Raw genomic sequence first — 18,223 nt, 5'->3', positions numbered from 1 at the left:
CGTGGTCATGAGCGCGGACGCGCCCGGTGCCGCAGCGCGGTGGCATGGTGATCGGAGTGGTCGTGGTCCGCGGGGCGACAGCGGGAGAAAGGATGCGCTACATTTGAATGATTAGCGCGAAGAATGGCCGAACAAATAGCGGCTAGTGGCATTGTAGGGCAATTGGAGGACGATTGTCAACCGAGATCGACGTGGAGCAGGAATACGTCAGCATGCTCTACGCGCACCTCGACGGACTCCGGTCCGACACCGACACCCGGCTGGCCAGGACCCTGCGCGAGGCCAGCAGCAACCCGCAGGCGATGACCCAGCGGGACGCCGCGACCTCGCACCACAGCGAGCAGTTGGCGCACTACGGCGCCGCGGAGAACGGGCTGTGCTTCGGCAGGCTCGATTTCGCCGACGGCACCCGCAGCTACATCGGCCGCATTGGCCTGTTCGACGCCGAAGGCGACTACGAACCGCTGCTGATGGATTGGCGCGCCCCCGCGAGCAGGCCGTTCTACCTGGCCACCGCGGCGTCCCCGGACGGCGTGCGCAGGCGCCGCCACATCCGCACGTCCCGCCGCCGGGTCACCGCCATCGACGACGAGGTGCTCGACCTCGCCGACGGTCACGACAGCGCCAACGGCGGGTTGGTCGGCGAGGCCTCGCTGCTCTCCGCGCTCAACGCGACCAGGACCGGTCGCATGTCCGACATCGTCGAGACCATCCAGGCGGAGCAAGACGAGATCATCCGATCCGGTCTTAACGGCGTCCTGGTAGTCCAAGGTGGCCCAGGTACGGGTAAGACCGCGGTAGCGCTCCACCGGGCCGCCTACCTGCTCTTCACCTACCGCCAGCAGTTGTCCCGCCGTGGCGTGCTGATCGTTGGTCCTAACGCGACATTCCTGAAGTACATCGGTCAGGTCCTACCCTCCCTGGGTGAGACCGGTGTGCTGCTGCAGACCGTCGGCGACCTCTATCCCGGCGAGCGCGGCCAGCGCCCCGAACCTGCCCGTGCCGCGGAGATCAAGGGCAGCGTTGACATGGTCGACGCACTACGGCGCGCGGTGGCAGACCGGCAAGAGGTGCCTCTAGACCCGATGGTGCTCATCGTCGAGCGCGAGGAGATGGTGCTAGATCCGGCGACTGTCGCTGCCGCGCGAGGTGGGGCTAGACGCACTCGCCGCACGCACAACGAGGGACGCCCGGTCTTCGCTGAGGCCATCGTCGCCGCGCTCACCCAGCAAGAGGCCAACCGCCTCGGCGCGGAGTTCCTCGACGCGGGCGACATGGCCGACATCCGGCGTGAGCTTGCCGCGGACGACGCCGTTCAAGAGGCGATCGACGCCCTCTGGCCGCAACTGACCCCGCAGGAGTTCTTGTCCGACCTCTACGCGTCCGCGGAACGGCTTGAGACAGCCCTGCCGGACATCACCCCGGAAGACCGCGCGCTGCTGCTGCGATCCCCCCGACTCGGCTGGACGGCCGCGGACGCGCCGCTGCTCGACGAAGCCGCCGAACTCCTCGGCGTGGACGACCGCGCCGAGCGCGCCGCCGCCGAGCGCCGCCTCCGCGACGAGCAGGACTACGCGCAGGGCGTCCTGGACATCCTCCAGATGGAGGACGACGCCGACCCGGACATCCTGACCGCCTACGACCTCATCGACGCTGGACGGCTCGCTGAGCGCCACGACGACGAGGACCACCGCACGGCCGCCGAGCGCGCCGCCGCCGACCGGTCCTGGACGTTCGGGCACGTGATCGTCGACGAGGCCCAGGAGCTGTCCGCCATGGCCTGGCGGGTGCTCATGCGCCGGTGCCCCACGCGGTCGATGACCCTGGTGGGCGACGTCGCCCAGACCGGTGATCTAGCCGGTACCGACACGTGGGCGGACATCCTCGCCCCCTACGTCGAGGACCGCTGGCGCCTGACAGAGCTAACGGTCAACTACCGCACGCCCGCCGAGATCATGGCGGTAGCGGCCAACGTGCTGGCAGAGTTGAAGACAGGGTTGACCCCGCCAAGCTCGGTTCGCGAGACAGGCATCGAGCCGTGGGTGCAGCGGGTGGCGGAGGTAGAGCTACCGGATGTGGTCGCGGACTTGGCGGCCCAGGACTATTCCGGAACGGTGGCCGTGATCGTGCCCGCCTGCCTGGTGGAGGACATCGGCCAGGCAGTGCTCACGCGAGTGCCCGACGCGGCGGTGGGGGAGCGGCCGGAGTTGGAGAGCCGGGTCGTCGTGCTGACCGTCCGGCAGTCCAAGGGCCTGGAGTTCGACGGTGTGCTCGTCGTCGAGCCCGCCGTCGTCGTCGCCGAGTCCGAGCGCGGGCTCAACGACCTCTACGTGGCCCTGACCAGGGCCACCCAGTGGGTCGGCGTGGTCAGCGCGGCCGAACTGCCCGCCGCGCTGGACGGCCTCAGAGCTCGACAGTCGGGGTGACCACGGTCCGCGGCTTGCCGCCGTTCATCCGGACCAGGATCTGCGTGGTGCCCCTGGGCACCTCGGTGAGCACGAACCGACCGCCCTCGTCGGCGGTGGTCGTGTTGGAGCCGTGGTCGGCGACCCTGACCTCGACCCCGTGCTCGCCCGCGGGCACCAACCACCCGTCGATGCGCTGCTTCTCGCCGGTCCTGGTCACGTTGACCATGACGGTGAGGTCACCGACGAAGAAGGTGATCGTGCCGGGCGCGCCGCCGCGGACACCGGCCAGCGGGCGCCGCTCGGCCCAGCGCGCGGCCTCCAGCTCCACCTCGGCGTCGATGTCCTCGAGGTCGATGGCGAACTGGGCCCGTTCGACCAGGCCCGCGGGGACCGGGTCGAGCTCGTCGACCAGCCTGGCCACCTGCGCCAGCCAGAACTCCTGCTCGGCAGGGTCCATCTCGTAGTCGTCCATGGTCCTCATCTGCCACCATCCCCATTGTCGTACAGCGCCCGCAGTGCGGTGAGGCAACGACCCCTGGTCGGGCCGATGCTCCCGTGCGGCATCCGCAGCACCTCGGCGACCACCTTGTACTCGGCCCGCCCCGCCAGCACGGTGAGCCTCAGCAGCTCCTGGCAGCGCTGGTCCAACCTGTGGAACGCCGACCACAGCGTGCGGTCGCGTTCGGTGCGCAGCGCCTCGGCCTCCGGCATCGGCTCGGTGCTCGGCACGTGCTCCTGGACCTCCGGCGACAGCTCGACGTGGGTCGTCGAGCGCTGCCTGGTCCGCTTGGCCTCGCGCCGGGTCGTGGTGATCAGCCAGCCGACCACCGCCCTCGGCTCGGCGATCGCGTCGACGTGGCGCAGCAGCGCCAGCCACACGGTCTGCGCGACGTCCTCGGCCGCTGAGCGGTCCAGCCCGGCGCCTCTGGCGATGTGCCACACCAACGGGGTCAGCTCGGCCACGAGGACGTCGAGCGCCCCTCTGTGGCCCTCGCGCGCGGCGATGACGCACGCCGCGTGCCGCTCGGTCCCCTCTAGGCCCTCCCACGGCGGGTTAGTCCTCGTCGCGTGGAGCTCGGTCACCGCTCCCACCCCATTCTCCGTCTGCCGGGGTCGTGCATCCTGGTGGCACTGGCTACATCGTCCGATGTCAGGTCTGTGCGTCCCGGCCCATCCTGACTCACTCGTTCGGGTGAAGCTGTACTCCATCAGTGTCACTACAGCGCGCGCAGGACGAACGTCAGGGCCTGGCGCGCTTGCCCTTCCCACGGTCTGGCCAGTTCGGCCCGGAGTTCGTGCTGACCGGTCGTCGTGACGTCGAAGGCCAGCCGCCGCTCGCCAGCCGCACCCGGCGCCCCAGTGCCGACCGCCGCCGGGACGTGCTCGTCGGCGATCATGCGCAGGGCTTCCGGGAGCCACCAGCGCCACCGGTAGCCGGTGGTCGCGGACTCCGGGAGTCGCAACTCGACGGTATCCCCCCGGTGCAACTCGGTCGGCCGCTCGGCGTCCTGAGCGGACAGCTGCACCAACGCCACGACGTGCTCCCCCTCCGATCCCGTCCGCGAGCGCGGCCCGGCGGCCGGACGGGTCCCCTGCACCCATCCGACCGCCGGTCGTCGCCGTGGTCACGCCAGCGCCCGGTCGAGACGACCGAGCGCACGGGTGTGACCATGTCCTCGCTGGTAGAACCCGGTGGGTGCCTGCCTCGCCGTCGGGCCTGCCAGCCGCCACGGGGTCCCCCGCGTGGTTCGGTGCTGGCTCATGGTGGCTCCGTGGGCGAGTAGTTCTACTCAGACACCTACAAGAGCCCCGGTAGCACCTGCGGATACAAACGGCTGTTGGCCAGTTTGTGCCGTGGCATGTTTTTGTCACTCACCCGGTCATCAGCAGGACCATCGCTCCCGCCGCCACCAGCGTTCCCACCAGCAGGGTGCCGCAGCCGCCAAGCACCACCCCCTTGGTGGTGGCGGCCCGCACCGCGGTGGTCACCGCCGCCCCCGCGGCGACCAGGCTGAGCGCCGTGTACGCGATGGCCCCGGCCACCGGGTTCCCGTCCTTGACCGCGGGCCCGAGCAGCAAGACCAGGAAGCAGACCACCCCTCCGGCGGCGAACACCGCGGCCGAGGCGATCAGCACGAGGACGCGCGCGGTCCCGGTCCGCTGGTCAGCCACCCGGTGACACTATCCGCTCAGCCCTCCTCGGGGAGCAGGATCCAGCAGGCCAGGTAGATGACCGCGCCGGTGCCGAAGCCGAGCAGGGTCGCCGCGACCAGGCCGATGCGCACGATCGGGGCGTCCACCCCGATCGCCTTGGCGATGCCGCCGCACACGCCCGCCACCATCCGGTCGGACCGGCTGCGGCGGAACTTGCGGGTGTGGTTGTGGATGGCGGAGTGCGTCTCGTTCGTCATGGCTCAAGAGTGGCTGGTCAACGGCGTCCTGCCATCGGGGAAGGACCCGGGTTCCGGACTAGGGGTCGCTTCCGGGTCGGACTAGGGTGACCCGCATGCGGGTCCTGACGCCGGAGGACATGGCCAGCGCTCTTGACCGGGTCGGGTACCTGGCCGATGAGGGCCTGGCGACGGCGGCCTACCTCGCCTTGCGCATGGGCAGACCCCTCTTCTGTGAGGGCGAGCCCGGCACCGGCAAGACAGCCCTAGCGACCGCGTTGGCCTCGGCGCTGGACGTCGAACTCGTGCGGCTCCAGTGCTACGAGGGCATCGACGCCACGCAAGCCCTCTACGAGTGGGACTTCCCCCGGCAGCTGCTGGAGCTAAGAGCTGGCTCGTCCGTGGAATCGCTCTACAGCAGGCGTTTCCTCTTGGCCCGTCCGCTGCTGCGCGCGCTGGAGTCCCCATGCGTGCTGCTGGTCGACGAGATCGATCGCGCTGACGACGAGTTCGAGGCGTTCCTGCTCGAGATCCTGAGCGAGAACGCGGTGACAGTGCCGGAGTTGGGGGAGATCCGCGCGTCCACACCGCCGCTGGTGGTGCTGACGTCCAACCGGACGCGAGAGGTGCACGACGCTCTTAAGCGCCGGTGCCTCTATCACTGGCTGGATCACCCTTCACTGGATCGCGAACTCGCAATTCTTCGGAAACGGTTGCCCGGCGTTGGTGAAAGGCTCGCGGCGCAAGTCGTTAGCGCTGTCCGGCGATTGCGCGAGATGGAGTTGTTGAAGCCTCCGGGAGTGGCGGAGACGATTGACTGGGCAGCGGCTCTTACCGCATTGGGGCGGGAATCCGTTGACGTCTCCTCGGCGGCGTTGACCCTGGGCGCGGTCTTGAAGTACCGCGAGGACGTCGACCGGGTGGTCGCCGCCGGGCTGGACGCGTTGCTCGCGGGCTGATCACTTTCCGTGACCGCGAGCCCGGGGCGCGTGAACCCGGAAAATCGCTCGTCACCAGGGGTGTCGCGGGTGCATCATGGTCTTGGGAAACCGCCGGAGGTCACCGTTCGCGGTGAGCGACCCGGGTGGGCGGTGGCGTGTGGTGGCGCCGTGGTGCGCCCGCCAGGGGCGTGGCCCGTCGAGGGCCACTCCGGTTTCCCGAACGCCGATTCCGGTGCCTTTCGCGCCCGGCAACACTAGCCGCTGTCCTGCAGGTCCGGCACGCGCTATCCGCGCCCACGCGGCCCCTGGCCGCACGGCCGGAAAACCCGAGTACGTCCAGTACGAGGGCTTCCCGGCCGCGCACCCAGGAACCACGCGGATCACGAATCCCACGCACCAGACCTACAGGACAGCGCCTCGCGCGGCCGCGGGGGCACACCTGGCGCGGACCACCTACTCCCGGTCCGCGCCAGGCGTTCGGCGTGGGAAAGCGGGCAGGATCGGCGAGTTCAGCCAGTTCGCGAAAAGCTCGGTCAACGGCCACGGGGTGTGCCGCTGGGCCAGCGCGGTGAAATCGTCGGTCGTCACGTTGCCGTGCCGGTGCGCCGAGGTCCACACCCGCAACAACGCGAAGAACGCCTCGTCGCCGAGCCGCAGGCGCAGCGCGTGCAGCGTCACCGCGCCGCGCAGGTACACGCGGTCGTCGAACAGGTGCCGCGTGCCGGGGTCGCCGATGCGCAGGTCCTGCGGCATGTCCGCGAGCCTGCGCCACGCCCGCAGCGCGTGCACGTCCGCCGCGGCGCCGCCGGACACCTCCGACCACAGCCACTCGGCGTAGTTCGCGAAACCCTCGTTGAGCCAGATGTGGCGCCACTGGGCCACGGTGAGGCTGTTGCCGAACCACTGGTGCGCCAGCTCGTGCGCGATCAGCCGCTCGCTGCCGCGCACCCCGTCGACGTGGTTGCTGCCGAAGATCGACAGCGACTGCGCCTCGATCGGCGCGTCCAGCTCGGCGTCGACCACGACCACCCCGTACTGCTCGAACGGGTAGGGCCCGAACATCCGCTCGAACTCGACCAGCATCCGCGGCTGGCGGTCGAAGTCGTGCTCGAACGGCACCGCGAGCCGGGCCGGGACGGCGGCGTGCATCATCGGCACGGTCGCGAACGAGGACTCCGCGTAGCGTCCGATCTGGACACTGACCAGGTAGGTCGGTGTCGGCTGGGAGAGGCGGAACTCCCAGGTCGTCGTGCTCGCCGCGGACAGTTTGGACTCAAGAACCCCGGTAGCCACTACCTGGTACGGCGAGGCTACCGAGACCGCGATCCGGTAGGTCGCCTTGTTGCTGGGGTGGTCGTTGCACGGGAACCACGACGGTGCGCCAATCGGCTGGCTGGCGACGATCACGCCGTCGTCGAGGTAGTCCCACCCGATTTCCCCCCAGTGACTGGGGATTGGCGTCGGTGAGCCTGTGTAGCGGATCTCGACGGTGAACCTGCCGCCGTCCGGTAAAGGACGGTTCGGTGTGATGTGCAGCTTCCGACCACGTTGGGCGTGTCGCACCGGCTTGCCGTTGATGGTGACCTTGGAGCTCCGCAGGCCCGAGAAGTCCAGGCTGAACCGCGACAACGCCTGCGTCGCCACGGCGGTGATCCGCGCGCGACCCTCGAGCCTGCCCGGCCCGACCCGGTAGGCGAGGTCCAGGTCGTAGTGCGTGACCTGGTACCCGCCGTTGCCGTGGTTGGGCAGGTAGGCGTCGACGGACGTGCCCGCGCCGGGCTGCCCGGCGCGAGCCGGGTCAGCCTTGGCGCTCATACCCACATTCAACATCACGACCCGGTCCGCCGTCAGCGCTTGCCCGGCCACGCGGCGATCGGGTTGCCGAGCCAGCGGCTGCCGTCCGGTACCGATTCACCCCGCATGACCAGCGACGCCGGGCCGACGGTGGTGCGCTCGCCGATCGACGCGCCGGGCAGCACGATGCCGTGCGGGCCGAGCGTGCCGCCCGCGCCGACGGTCACCGGCGCCATCCGCATGACGCGGTCGTGGAACAGGTGCGTCTGCAACACGCAGCCGCGGTTGACCGTGGCGCCGTCGCCGACCCGGACCAGGTCGGCCTCGGGCAGCCAGTAGGTCTCGACCCACGCGCCCTTGCCGATCCGCGCGCCGAGGCCGCGCAGCCACACCGACAGCAGCGGCGACCCGTGCGCCCAGGTCGCGAACCACGGCACACCCAGCATCTCGACGAAGGTGTCCGCGAGCTCGTTGCGCCACACTAACGAACTCCACAGCGGGTGGTCCACCGTGCGGAACTTGCCCACTAGAGCCCACTTCGCCATCACGGCGATCAGGCAGGCAGCGATACCGGCGCCGAACAGCAGGACACCGCTAACTGCGAGTCCTAGCCAGAAACCGGTGTAGGTGAGTGCTGCCGCCACTAGAACCAGCAACGCGGTGGAGGCCATCACCGGGATCACGCGGCACACCTCAACCAACGCCCGCGCGATGACGAGACGCCGTGGCGGGTTGAACGTCTTGCTCTCGTCGGCGTCCTCAACCGTGCGCGGCAGCTTCATCGGAGGCATGCCCAGGTAAGAGGAACCTGCCTTGGCCTTCTTAGGAGTAGACGACAGCACACCGACGAGACCGCGCTTCGGCACGGCACGACCGGGAGCGGTCATACCGGAGTTGCCCAGGAACGCGCGCTTGCCGACACTCGCCTCCCCGATGCGCAGCCAACCGCCGCCGAGCTCGTAAGAGCCGATCATGGTGTCGTCGGCCAGGAACGCGCCGTCGCCGACGGTCGTCATGCTCGGCAGCGCCAGGACCGTGGAGGCTTCCACCCGCTTGCCGACCTTCATGCCGAGCGCCCGCAGCCACACCGGGGTGAACAGGCTCGCGTACATCGGGAACAGCGCGGAGCGCGCGAGTTCCATCAGCCGCTCGGTCGCCCAGGCCTGCCACGCCACGCGGCTGTGCACGGCGTGCCTGCCCGCTCGCATGCCGATGGACAGCAGGCGCACGAAGACCAGGATGAGCAGGGCGTAGGAGCCCATCCACGCGAGCGTCGCCGCAGGTACGGCAACCAGGGCCTGGACCGTGGCCTGACCGAGGGTGGTCGTGCCGTCGAGGAAGGCCATGAAGATGAACAGCGCAGGTAGTGCCGCCGCGATGGGGAGCACACTCAGGACGAACGACGTGGCCGCGTAGATGCCGACCCAGCGCCTACGACGCGCGGGACGAGACCCCTTCAGGCTGGCCTTACCGGTGCGCGTCGCCGGGGAGCCCGACCAACGCTGACCTGCGGGGACAGCGCCCTTCACACCAGAGCCAGGCGCGACCTCGGCCCGCTTGCCGACCCGTGCACCGGGGAACAGGGTGCTGCGCGCGCCGACCGTGGCGTGCGCGTCGACCCTGACCTGACCGATGTGCAGGACGTCGCCGTCGAGCCAGTGGCCGGACAGGTCTACCTCCGGCTCGACCGCCGCGCCCCGACCGAGCCGGAGCATGCCGGTGACAGGCGGCAGGGAGTGCAGGTCTACCTCGTCTCCGATCCGCGCGCCAAGAGCCCGCGCGTAGTGGGTCATCCACGGGGCGCCCTGGAGTCCTGCGGCGCCCGTGAGGTCCACGAACCGCTCAGCGGCCCACAGTCGCAAGTGCACGCTGCCACCGCGCGGGTAAGAGCCCGGTTGGACACCCCGCAGCAGCAGGCGCGCGGTCCCAGCCGCTAGCGCCATCCGGCCCCAGGGGCTCAGGAACACGAGCCAGCCCGCGAGCACCAACCACCACGACACGTGGGGGCTCCAGGAGAAGCCCAAGATGTTGTTCACCGCGGCGAGCGCTACGACCCACCTAGCGCCAACGACCGTCAGCATCGGCAGCGTCAACAGGACCTGTATGAACTGGGCGCGAACCGGCGTCGGCACCACTACCCGGTCCGTCTGCGTGCTCGCGACGGCGGCGTCGATGTGGTCGGAGAGCTTGCCCAGGGTCGGGTGCTGGTAGAGATCGGCGACGGCGATGCTCGGGTGGACCTCGCGGATCTTCGAGACCAGCTGGGCCGCGGAGAGGCTGCCACCGCCGTTGGCGAAGAAGTCGGCCTTCGGGCTGCTCACCACCACGCCGAGCAGGTCGCGCCACAGCCCGACCAGCCACCGCTGGGTGTCGGTCAGCGCTGCCGTGTCGACATCGGAGGTGTCCAGGTCGAGCGGCCACGGCAGGGCGTTGCGGTCGACCTTGCCGGACGTGCGGGTCGGCAGGGTGTCGACCGCGGCGAGCAGCGGCACCAACGCGGCAGGTAGCTCCAACCGGAGCCGTTCCACGGCCGCGTCAGCGTCGAAGCCCTCGCCAGCGACGACGTAACCCACCAAGAGCTGGTTACCGGCGGCGGTAGTGCGAACGGCCGCTGCGGCGCCTGCCACGTTCGGCAGGGCTTGCAGGGCGGCGTCGACCTCACCGAGCTCGATACGCCTACCGCCGAGCTTGATCTGCTCGTCCGCGCGGCCCAGGAACAGGAGCCCCTCGGGCTCGGCCTTGACCATGTCGCCGCTGCGGTAGGCGCGGTCCCAGGACAGCGCGGGCAGTGGCGCGAACTTCTCCGCGTCCTTGGCCGGGTCGAGGTAGCGGGCCAGGCCTGCGCCACCGATCACGAGCTGGCCGGTGGCGCCCATCGGCACCAGCTCGCCCGCCTCGTCGACGACGGCGAGCTCCCAGCCGTCCAGCGGCAGGCCGATGCGCACCGGGCCCTCACCGGTCATCCTGGCGCCGCAGGCGACCACGGTGGCCTCGGTCGGGCCGTAGGTGTTCCACACCTCGCGGCCCTCGACCGCCAGCCGCTCGGCCAGCTCGGGCGGGCAGGCCTCCCCGCCGAAGATCAGCAGCCGCACGTCGTCGAGCGCGTCGGCAGGCCACAGCGCGGCCAGCGTCGGCACGGTCGACACCACGGTGATGGCCCGCTCGACCAGCCACGGGCCCAGGTCGACACCGGTGCGCACCAGCGCGCGCGGGGCCGCCACCAGGCACGCCCCGTTGCGCCAGGCCAGCCACATCTCCTCGCAGGAGGCGTCGAAGGCCACCGACAGGCCCGCCAGGACCCGGTCGTCGGCGGTGATGGGCTCCTCGGCGAGGAACAGGTCCGCCTCGGCGTCCACGAACGCGGCCGCGCTGCGGTGGCTCACCGCGACGCCCTTGGGCTTGCCGGTCGAGCCCGAGGTGAAGATGATCCACGCGTCGTCCTCGGGCGTGGGCGTGCCGGGCACGCTCGGCGAGGCGGCCAGCGTGGTGATGGACCGGTGCTCGCCGAGCACGGCGCAAGCGTTTGCCTCGCCGAACACCAGGTCAGCGCGCTCGTCCGGGTCGTCGAAGTCGACCGGGACGTAGGCGGCGCCCGCCGTGAGGACGGCGAGGATCGAGACGTAGAGGTCGGCGGTGCCGGACGGGACTCGGATCCCGACGCGGTCACCCCTGCCGACACCCGCTGCGTTAAGAGACGTCACCAGGGCATCGATCTCACCGAGCAGAGCGCGGTAAGAGAGCACGGTGGTGCCGTCGTCGATGGCGTCGGCGTCGGGGTGACGCGCGGCGGAGGCGTGGAGGACGTCGACCAGGGTTCGGGGGGCGCTCTCGGGCCCCGCGCGGAACACGGCAAGCCCCTGCGCCGCGGCGTCGGCGAGTGGGTCGAGGGCGGAGAGCAGGGAAGCCGGGGGGTGGACCATCGTCATCGCGGCGAACGCATTTCTCACCTTTTCGGTGTTGTCCTAGCAGTCTCGCGGGCCTTCCGGCGCCACGGCCAACGCACGTTACCGGTCTTCTCATCGGCCTGTCTCGTCGATCTATTACCGACGTGTCGCGGCTCACATCCTTGTGTACCAACGGTTTTTCTATCGTAACCCGATATCGTTCAGCGATATCAAGCCTGAGTTGGCTTGTTGTGCAGGGAGTTCGGTGGCCTGTTGGGGTCGATATCGCCGTGCGATATCGTGGAGCGATGGATGTGCTGCGCGAGTTCGCCAATGGTGCGCTCCGGCTTCGCGTGCTGCGGTACGCGTCCACGGACGAGGTACACGGGGCCTGGCTGACCGAGGAGTTGGCCACCAGGGGTCACCGCGTGTCACCCGGGACGCTGTACCCGCTGCTCCACCGGCTACAAGAGGCCGGGCTGCTCAAATCCCGGACCGAGGTCGTCAACGGCAGGCAGGTCCGGCGGTACCGGACCACGAAACGGGGTAAGCGGGTGCTCACCGACTGCAAGGCGGTGCTCGCCCAGTTGGCCGAGGACATGGCGTGAGCACCGACCGGGTGACCTGGGGCACACTGCTGGGGTGAGTCAGGTCGACCCGCTGCCCGGTCTCGTCGGGTTCGCCGTCGCACTGCGCGCCGCGGGCGTCGCGTGCGGCCAAGAGCGCGTGCAGGCCTACCTGGCGGCCGTTGACCTGCTCGACCTCGCGGACGTCAGCCAGGTCTACTGGGCAGGCAGGCTCACCTTGTGCGGCGAGCCGGACGACCTACCCCGCTACGACAGCGCCTTCCACGCCTGGTTCACGGGTGACACCCCACGCACACCGAGACCGACCCGCGATCCGCGCCCGAAACGGGGGAACATCGCGGCTCTAGTGGCTAACGGCGCAGGTGAGGGCGATGACGCTGTGCACGTTGACCGCCTTGCCAGCTCCGCCGAGGTCTTGCGCCACCGCGACATCTCAGGCCTCACCGCCGCCGAGCGCGCGCACCTGCGCGAGATGATCGACCTCCTCCGCCCAGAGCCGCCGCAGCGGTCGACCGTGCGGTGGCGACCAGACCGGCGTGGCCGCGTGGACGCGCGCCGCACACTCCGCCTAATGCGGGCAACCGACGGCGAGCCGATGCGCATCGCGCGCAAGCGACGCGCGCGCAAACCGCGCCGGGTGGTCCTGCTGATCGATGTCTCCGGCTCCATGACCCCGTACGCCGACGCCCTGCTGCGGTTCGCGCACGCCATGGCCCGTCGCGCTCCCACCGAGGTGTTCACCCTCGGCACGCGCCTGACCAGGCTCACCCGCCAACTGCGCCATCGCGACCCTGAACTTGCGTTGACCGCTGCTGCCCGCGCTGTCCCGGACTTCGCGGGCGGGACGAGGCTGGGGGAGACCCTGCGGGCGTTCTTGGACCGGTGGGGTCAACGCGGCGTCGCACGGCAGGCCGTGGTCGTGCTGTTCTCCGACGGCTGGGAACGCGGTGACCCGGCGCTGCTCGGCAACCAGATGTCCCGGCTCGGCAGGCTCGCCCATCGCGTGTTCTGGGTCAATCCACACGCCGGATCTCCGGTCTACCAACCCGTGCAGTCCGGCATCTCGGTAGCGCTACCGCACATAGACAGGTTGCTGGCGGGCCACAGCGTCGCCACACTCGACCTCCTGCTCCGGGAGGTCCGCCGTGCGTGACGTGCTCGACGAAGTCCTGCGCCGCTACCGGCTAAATGAGCCGGTAGCACTAGGCACCGTGGTGGCCACCTTCTCCTCCGCCCCGCGATCACCCGGAGCGGCAATGGCGGTAGCCGTCGATGGTTCTGTCACCGGCAGCGTGTCCGGAGGGTGCGTAGAGGGCGCGGTCTACGAACTCGGCCGCGAGGTACTCGACACCGGTAAGCCTGTCCTCCAGCGCTACGGCGTTAGCGATGACGACGCCTTCGCGGTAGGTCTGACCTGCGGCGGGATCATCGACATCTACGTCGAACGCATCGCCCCCGACACGTTCCCCGAGTTCGAGGTAGTGGCCAAGTCGGTGCACGCCGAGGTCCCTGTCGCCGTCGCCACCGTCGTCGCACACGCGGACCCGGACCGGTTGGGCAAACGCGTCCTGGTTTGGCCTGACCGGCACTCTGGCAGCACCGGCTCCGACCGGATCGACGCGGCGATCGTCGACGACGCAAGAGGACTGCTCTCGGCCGGTCGTACCGCGATGCTCGGATACGGCCTAGACGGCGAACGGCGCGGCGAGGGCATGTCGGTGTTCGTCAACTCCTTCGAACCACCCCCGCGGATGCTCGTGTTCGGCGCGATCGACTTCGCGGCCGCCATGGCCCGCATGGGCGCCTACCTCGGCTACCGGGTCACGGTCTGCGATGCCCGGCCCGTGTTCGCGACCACGAGCCGGTTCCCGAGCGCGCACGAGGTCGTCGTCGACTGGCCCCACCGCTACCTGGAGCGCCAACTCGAGGAAGGCCGCGTCGACGAGCGCACCGTCGTCACCGTGCTCACCCACGACCCCAAGTTCGACGTCCCGGTCCTGCGCGTCGCGCTGGGCGCGAAGCTCGGCTACGTCGGTGCGATGGGCTCGCGGCGCACCCACACCGACCGCGTCGACCGGCTGCGCGAGGCCGGGGTGTCCGAGGCCGAGCTGAGCGCGCTCGCCTCCCCGATCGGCTTGGACCTCGGTGCCAGGACCCCCGAGGAGACCGCCGTCTCGATCGCCGCGGAGATCATCGCCACCCGCTGGGGCGGCGGTGGGCAGCGGCTGTCGGTCCTGTCCGGACGCATCCACGGCTAGTCACTCGGCGCGAGCGCGACCGTCCTGACCAGGAAGTTTGTCCACAGGGTGCTGAGTTGTCCACAGGTTCGGCGCCCGGGCTTGTCGTGGCGGCCGAACGGGGGCAGGCTGGTTTGTGAGCCCGATCACGCGCCCCGGTCCGCCGGGGTCCACCACCGCGCGAGTGCTGGAGGCAGGATGCGCATCACCGTCACGGTCGACGGGACCACCTACACCGACGACGTCGAACCACGCCAGTTGTTGGTCCACCACCTGCGGGAGACCATCGGCAAGACCGGCACCGTCGTCGGCTGCGACACCAGCAACTGCGGTTCCTGCACCGTGCACCTGGACGGGCAGAGCGTGAAGTCCTGCTCCGTGCTCGCCGTGCAGGCCGACGGCGCCGAGATCACCACCGTCGAGGGGCTCGCCCGCGACGGCGCGCTGCACCCGGTGCAGCAGGCCTTCCACGACAACCACGCCCTGCAGTGCGGCTTCTGCACCCCGGGGATGATCATGCAGTCGATCGACCTGCTCGCCGACAACCCCGACCCCGACGAGCAGGCCGTGCGGCACGGCCTGGAGGGCAACCTCTGCCGCTGCACCGGCTACCAGAACATCGTGCGCGCCGTCCAGGACGCCGCGGACAGGCTCAAACCCGGTTCCACCCAGGCCCAGCCGGTCGGGAGCGAGTCATGACCGCCACCGTCGAACCTGAGGTCGGCAAGGCCAGGCTGCGCAAGGAGGACGCGCGGCTGATCACCGGGCGCACCAGGTGGACCGACAACCTCACCGTGCCCGGCCTGCTGCACCTGGCCTTCCTGCGCAGCCCCGTCGCGCACGCCAGGATCACCGCCATCGATGTCGAGGCGGCCAGGCGCAAGCCGGGCGTCATCGCCGTGTTCACCGGCCGCGACCTCGCCGAGGCGCAGGGCAGCCTCCCCTGCGCCTGGCCGGTCACCGCCGACCAGAAGGCCCCGCCAGCGCCGTCGCTCGCCGTCGACCAGGTCAACTTCGCCGGTGAGGCCGTCGCCGTCGTGGTCGCGCGCGGCAAGGCGCAGGCCCACGACGCGCTCGAGGCCATCGACGTCGACTACGAGGACCTCCCGGTGGTGCTGGACCTGGCCGCGGCCGTGGCCGACGGCGCCGACCTGGTCCACCCCGACCTGGGCACCAACAAGTCCGCGCACTGGGTGTTCGACTCGGCGGAGGCGGGCACCGGCAGCGACGTCGAGCAGGCCATCGCCGAGGCCGAGGTGCTCGTCGAGCGCACCTACCGCCAGCAGCGCCTCATCCCGGCGTTCATGGAGCCGCGCTCGGTCCTGGTCGACCCCACCGGCGAGCAGACCACGGTGTGGTCGGCCACCCAGATCCCGCACATCCTGCGGCTGATGCTGGCGCTGACCACCGGCACCCCGGAGCACAAGCTGCGCGTCATCGCCCCGGACGTCGGCGGCGGCTTCGGCGGCAAGCTCCAGGTCACCCCCGAGGAGGTCGTCGCGCTGGTGGTGGCCACCAGGCTGGGCAAGCCGGTGAAGTGGACCGAGTCCCGCTCGGAGTCGCTGCTCTCCGCCCACCACGGCCGCGACCAGCTGCAGAAGCTGACCCTGGCCGCCCGCCGCGACGGCACGGTCACCGGCCTCAAGGTCGAGCTCCTCGCCGACATGGGCGCCTACCTGCGGCTGGTCACCCCCGGCGTGCCGATCCTGGGCGCGTTCATGTTCAACGCCATCTACAAGTTCCCGGCGTACCGGTTCGAGTGCACCAACGTGTTCACCACCAAGACCCCGACCGACGCCTACCGCGGCGCTGGCAGGCCGGAGGCGACCTGCGCCATCGAGCGGCTGATGGACGAGCTCGCCGCCGAACTCGGCCGGGACCCGATCGAGCTGCGCGAGCAGAACTGGATCAAGCACGACGAGTTCCCGTTCACCACCGTGTGCGGGCTGGAGTACGACACCGGCAACTACGAGGCCGCCACCGCCAAGGCCAAGGAGATGTTCGGCTACGACCAGCTGCGCGCCGAGCAGCGGGAGCGCCGCGAGCGCGGCGACACCGTCCAGCTGGGCATCGGCACGTCCACCTTCACCGAGATGTGCGGGCTGGCGCCGTCGCGGGTGCTCGGCTCGCTGTCCTACGGCGCGGGCGGCTGGGAGCACGCCGCGGTCCGGATGCTGCCCAGCGGCAAGGTCGAGGTGGTCACCGGGTCCTCCGCGCACGGGCAGGGCCACGAGACGGCGTGGAGCCAGATCGTCGCCGACCAGCTCGGCGTGCCCTTCGAGGACATCGAGGTGCTGCACGGCGACACCCAGTCGTCCCCGCGCGGGCTCGACACCTACGGCTCCCGGTCGCTGACCGTCGGCGCGATGGCGGTGCTCAAGGCGGGGGAGAAGGTCATCCGCAAGGCCCGCCGGATCGCCGCGCACATGATGGAGTGCGCCGAGGACGACCTGGAGTTCACGGCGGGCAAGTTCACCGTCAAGGGCACCGAGCGGGCCACCGCGATCACCGACGTCGCCCTGGCGGTGTTCGCCGCGCACGACCTGCCCGACGGGGTCGAGCCGTCGCTGGACTCCGAGGCCACCTTCGACCCGGACAACTTCTCCTTCCCGCACGGCACCCACCTGTGCGCGGTCGACGTCGACACCGAGACCGGGTTCGTCAAGATCCGCAAGTACGTGTGCGTCGACGACGTCGGCGTGGTGGTCAACCCGATCATCGTCGAGGGCCAGGTCCACGGTGGACTCGCCCAGGGCCTCGCGCAGGCGCTCTACGAGGAGGCCGTGCACGACGAGAGCGGCACGCTGACGACGGGAACCCTGGCCGACTACCTCATCCCGTCCGCCGTGGACCTCCCGCACTTCGACACCGACCGCACCGAGACCCCCGCGACCAGCAACCAGCTGGGCGTCAAGGGGGTCGGCGAGGCGGGCACGATCGCGTCCACCCCGGCCGTGGTCAACGCCGTCGTCGACGCCGTGCGCCACTTCGGCGTCAACGACATCCAGATGCCGTGCACACCGATGCGGGTGTGGACGGCCATCAACGGCGGCCCGACGGACGCGGGCGGTCTCGGCACCGAGGCGGGCGGCGGGCTCGGCTCCATCGACACCTCCGGAGGTGCGGCGTGATCCCGGCCGCGTTCGACTACACCGCTCCCTCCACAGTGGACGACGCGGTCCGCGCGCTCGCCGACGCCGGGGAGGAGGCGAAGGTCATCGCCGGTGGTCAGAGCCTGATCCCGGTGCTGCGCATGCGGTTGGCCGCCCCGTCGACCCTGATCGACATCGGCCGGATCCCGGAGCTGCGCGGCATCCGCGACGAGGGCGACGCCCTGGTCATCGGCGCCACCACCACGCACTACGAGATCCAGCGCGATCCCCTGGTGCGTTCGCACGCCCTGCTGCTCAAGGCCGCCACCGACACCGTCGCCGACCCGCAGGTCCGCCACCGCGGCACCTTCGGCGGCGCCATCGCCCACGCCGACCCGGCGGGCGACCTGCTCGCCCCGGTGCTGGCCCTGGACGCGGAACTGGTGCTGCACGGCCTGGAGGGGCGGCGCACGGTCGCGGCGGCGGACTTCTTCGTCGACTACTTCACCACCGCGCTGCGCCAGGACGAACTCCTGGTCGCGGTGCGGGTGCCCAAGCACACCGGCTGGGGCGCGCACTACGAGAAGTTCAACCGGGTCGCCCAGGCGTGGTCGATCGTGGCCGTCGCCGCGGCGGTCCGGATCGCCGACGGCGTGATCGCCGAGGCCAGGGTCGGGCTCACCAACATGTCCGCGGTCCCGGTGCGCGCCACCGCGGTCGAGGCGGCGCTCGTCGGCCAACCGGCCACCCCCGAGGCGATCAAGGCGGCCGCCGCGCACGCCGCCGACGGCACCAGCCCGACCGCCGACGGCAACGCCGACACCGCGTACCGCGAGCACCTGGCCAGGGTGCTCACCTCGCGCGCCATCACCGCCGCCACCGGCGTCTAG

At 70.5% G+C, this 18,223-nt stretch carries 15 protein-coding genes; 8 read left to right on the top strand and 7 right to left on the bottom strand.

The window, feature by feature from the left end; genetic code table 11:
- Positions 1-173 precede the first annotated feature (173 nt).
- A complete protein-coding gene (locus LV79_RS02555) occupies positions 174-2,426 on the top strand; it encodes a HelD family protein (protein WP_490240420.1) in 2,253 nt (750 codons plus the stop codon).
- Here LV79_RS02555 and LV79_RS02550 read toward each other — a convergent pair.
- The 5 genes from LV79_RS02550 to LV79_RS02530 form a co-directional block, all read right to left on the bottom strand.
- Positions 2,404-2,880 (bottom strand): carboxypeptidase-like regulatory domain-containing protein, encoded by a 477-nt coding sequence (locus LV79_RS02550; protein ID WP_253835708.1) that lies wholly within the window; start codon positions 2,878-2,880, stop codon positions 2,404-2,406. The genes LV79_RS02555 and LV79_RS02550 overlap by 23 nt on opposite strands.
- A gap of 5 nt (positions 2,881-2,885) precedes the next feature.
- Positions 2,886-3,491, bottom strand: coding sequence for an RNA polymerase sigma factor (locus LV79_RS02545; protein ID WP_253831615.1), 606 nt, complete (start codon positions 3,489-3,491; stop codon positions 2,886-2,888).
- Positions 3,492-3,625: 134 nt separating this feature from the next.
- Positions 3,626-3,943 (bottom strand): protease inhibitor I42 family protein, encoded by a 318-nt coding sequence (locus LV79_RS02540; RefSeq protein ID WP_253831613.1) that lies wholly within the window; start codon positions 3,941-3,943, stop codon positions 3,626-3,628.
- Between the two features lie 337 nt (positions 3,944-4,280).
- Positions 4,281-4,580 (bottom strand): hypothetical protein, encoded by a 300-nt coding sequence (locus tag LV79_RS02535; RefSeq protein ID WP_253831611.1) that lies wholly within the window; start codon positions 4,578-4,580, stop codon positions 4,281-4,283.
- A gap of 17 nt (positions 4,581-4,597) precedes the next feature.
- Positions 4,598-4,819 (bottom strand): PspC domain-containing protein, encoded by a 222-nt coding sequence (locus LV79_RS02530; protein ID WP_253831609.1) that lies wholly within the window; start codon positions 4,817-4,819, stop codon positions 4,598-4,600.
- A 95-nt stretch (positions 4,820-4,914) separates the two neighbouring features.
- Here LV79_RS02530 and LV79_RS02525 point away from each other — a divergent pair, with 95 nt between their 5' ends.
- Complete coding sequence (locus LV79_RS02525) at positions 4,915-5,757, top strand: AAA family ATPase (RefSeq protein ID WP_253831607.1); 843 nt, start codon at positions 4,915-4,917, stop codon at positions 5,755-5,757.
- Positions 5,758-6,192: 435 nt separating this feature from the next.
- Here the strand turns inward: LV79_RS02525 and LV79_RS02520 are convergent, their stop codons facing one another.
- Positions 6,193-7,554: a M1 family metallopeptidase gene (locus LV79_RS02520; protein WP_253831605.1), complete on the bottom strand. Its 1,362-nt coding sequence runs from the start codon at positions 7,552-7,554 to the stop codon at positions 6,193-6,195.
- Positions 7,555-7,586: 32 nt separating this feature from the next.
- Positions 7,587-11,459 carry a Pls/PosA family non-ribosomal peptide synthetase gene (locus LV79_RS02515; RefSeq protein ID WP_253835706.1) on the bottom strand — a complete coding sequence of 1,291 codons (3,873 nt, stop codon included), beginning with the start codon at positions 11,457-11,459 and terminating at the stop codon, positions 7,587-7,589.
- 266 nt (positions 11,460-11,725) lie between these two features.
- Here LV79_RS02515 and LV79_RS02510 point away from each other — a divergent pair, with 266 nt between their 5' ends.
- The 6 genes from LV79_RS02510 to LV79_RS02485 all read left to right on the top strand — a co-directional run bounded on the left by LV79_RS02510 (position 11,726) and on the right by LV79_RS02485 (position 18,223).
- The gene (locus LV79_RS02510; RefSeq protein WP_253831603.1) at positions 11,726-12,025 is read left to right on the top strand and encodes a PadR family transcriptional regulator; all 300 of its coding nucleotides are present in this window, start codon (positions 11,726-11,728) and stop codon (positions 12,023-12,025) included.
- Between the two features lie 34 nt (positions 12,026-12,059).
- Positions 12,060-13,157 carry a vWA domain-containing protein gene (locus tag LV79_RS02505; protein WP_253831601.1) on the top strand — a complete coding sequence of 366 codons (1,098 nt, stop codon included), beginning with the start codon at positions 12,060-12,062 and terminating at the stop codon, positions 13,155-13,157.
- Entirely contained in the window at positions 13,150-14,262 is a 1,113-nt protein-coding gene (locus LV79_RS02500) for an XdhC family protein (protein ID WP_253831599.1), read from the top strand. The genes LV79_RS02505 and LV79_RS02500 overlap by 8 nt, the downstream gene beginning before the upstream one ends.
- 177 nt (positions 14,263-14,439) lie before the next feature.
- Complete coding sequence (locus LV79_RS02495) at positions 14,440-14,940, top strand: (2Fe-2S)-binding protein (protein ID WP_253831596.1); 501 nt, start codon at positions 14,440-14,442, stop codon at positions 14,938-14,940.
- The gene (locus LV79_RS02490; RefSeq protein ID WP_253831594.1) at positions 14,937-17,372 is read left to right on the top strand and encodes a xanthine dehydrogenase family protein molybdopterin-binding subunit; all 2,436 of its coding nucleotides are present in this window, start codon (positions 14,937-14,939) and stop codon (positions 17,370-17,372) included. Before LV79_RS02495 ends, LV79_RS02490 begins: the two co-directional genes overlap by 4 nt.
- On the top strand, positions 17,369-18,223 hold the full coding sequence (locus LV79_RS02485; RefSeq protein WP_253831592.1) for an FAD binding domain-containing protein: 855 nt from the start codon (positions 17,369-17,371) through the stop codon (positions 18,221-18,223). The genes LV79_RS02490 and LV79_RS02485 overlap by 4 nt, the downstream gene beginning before the upstream one ends.

This window comes from Actinokineospora globicatena, assembly GCF_024171945.1.
GTDB classification, from domain to species: Bacteria; Actinomycetota; Actinomycetes; order Mycobacteriales; family Pseudonocardiaceae; genus Actinokineospora; species Actinokineospora globicatena.
This window is presented reverse-complemented; position numbering and strand designations above follow the sequence as displayed.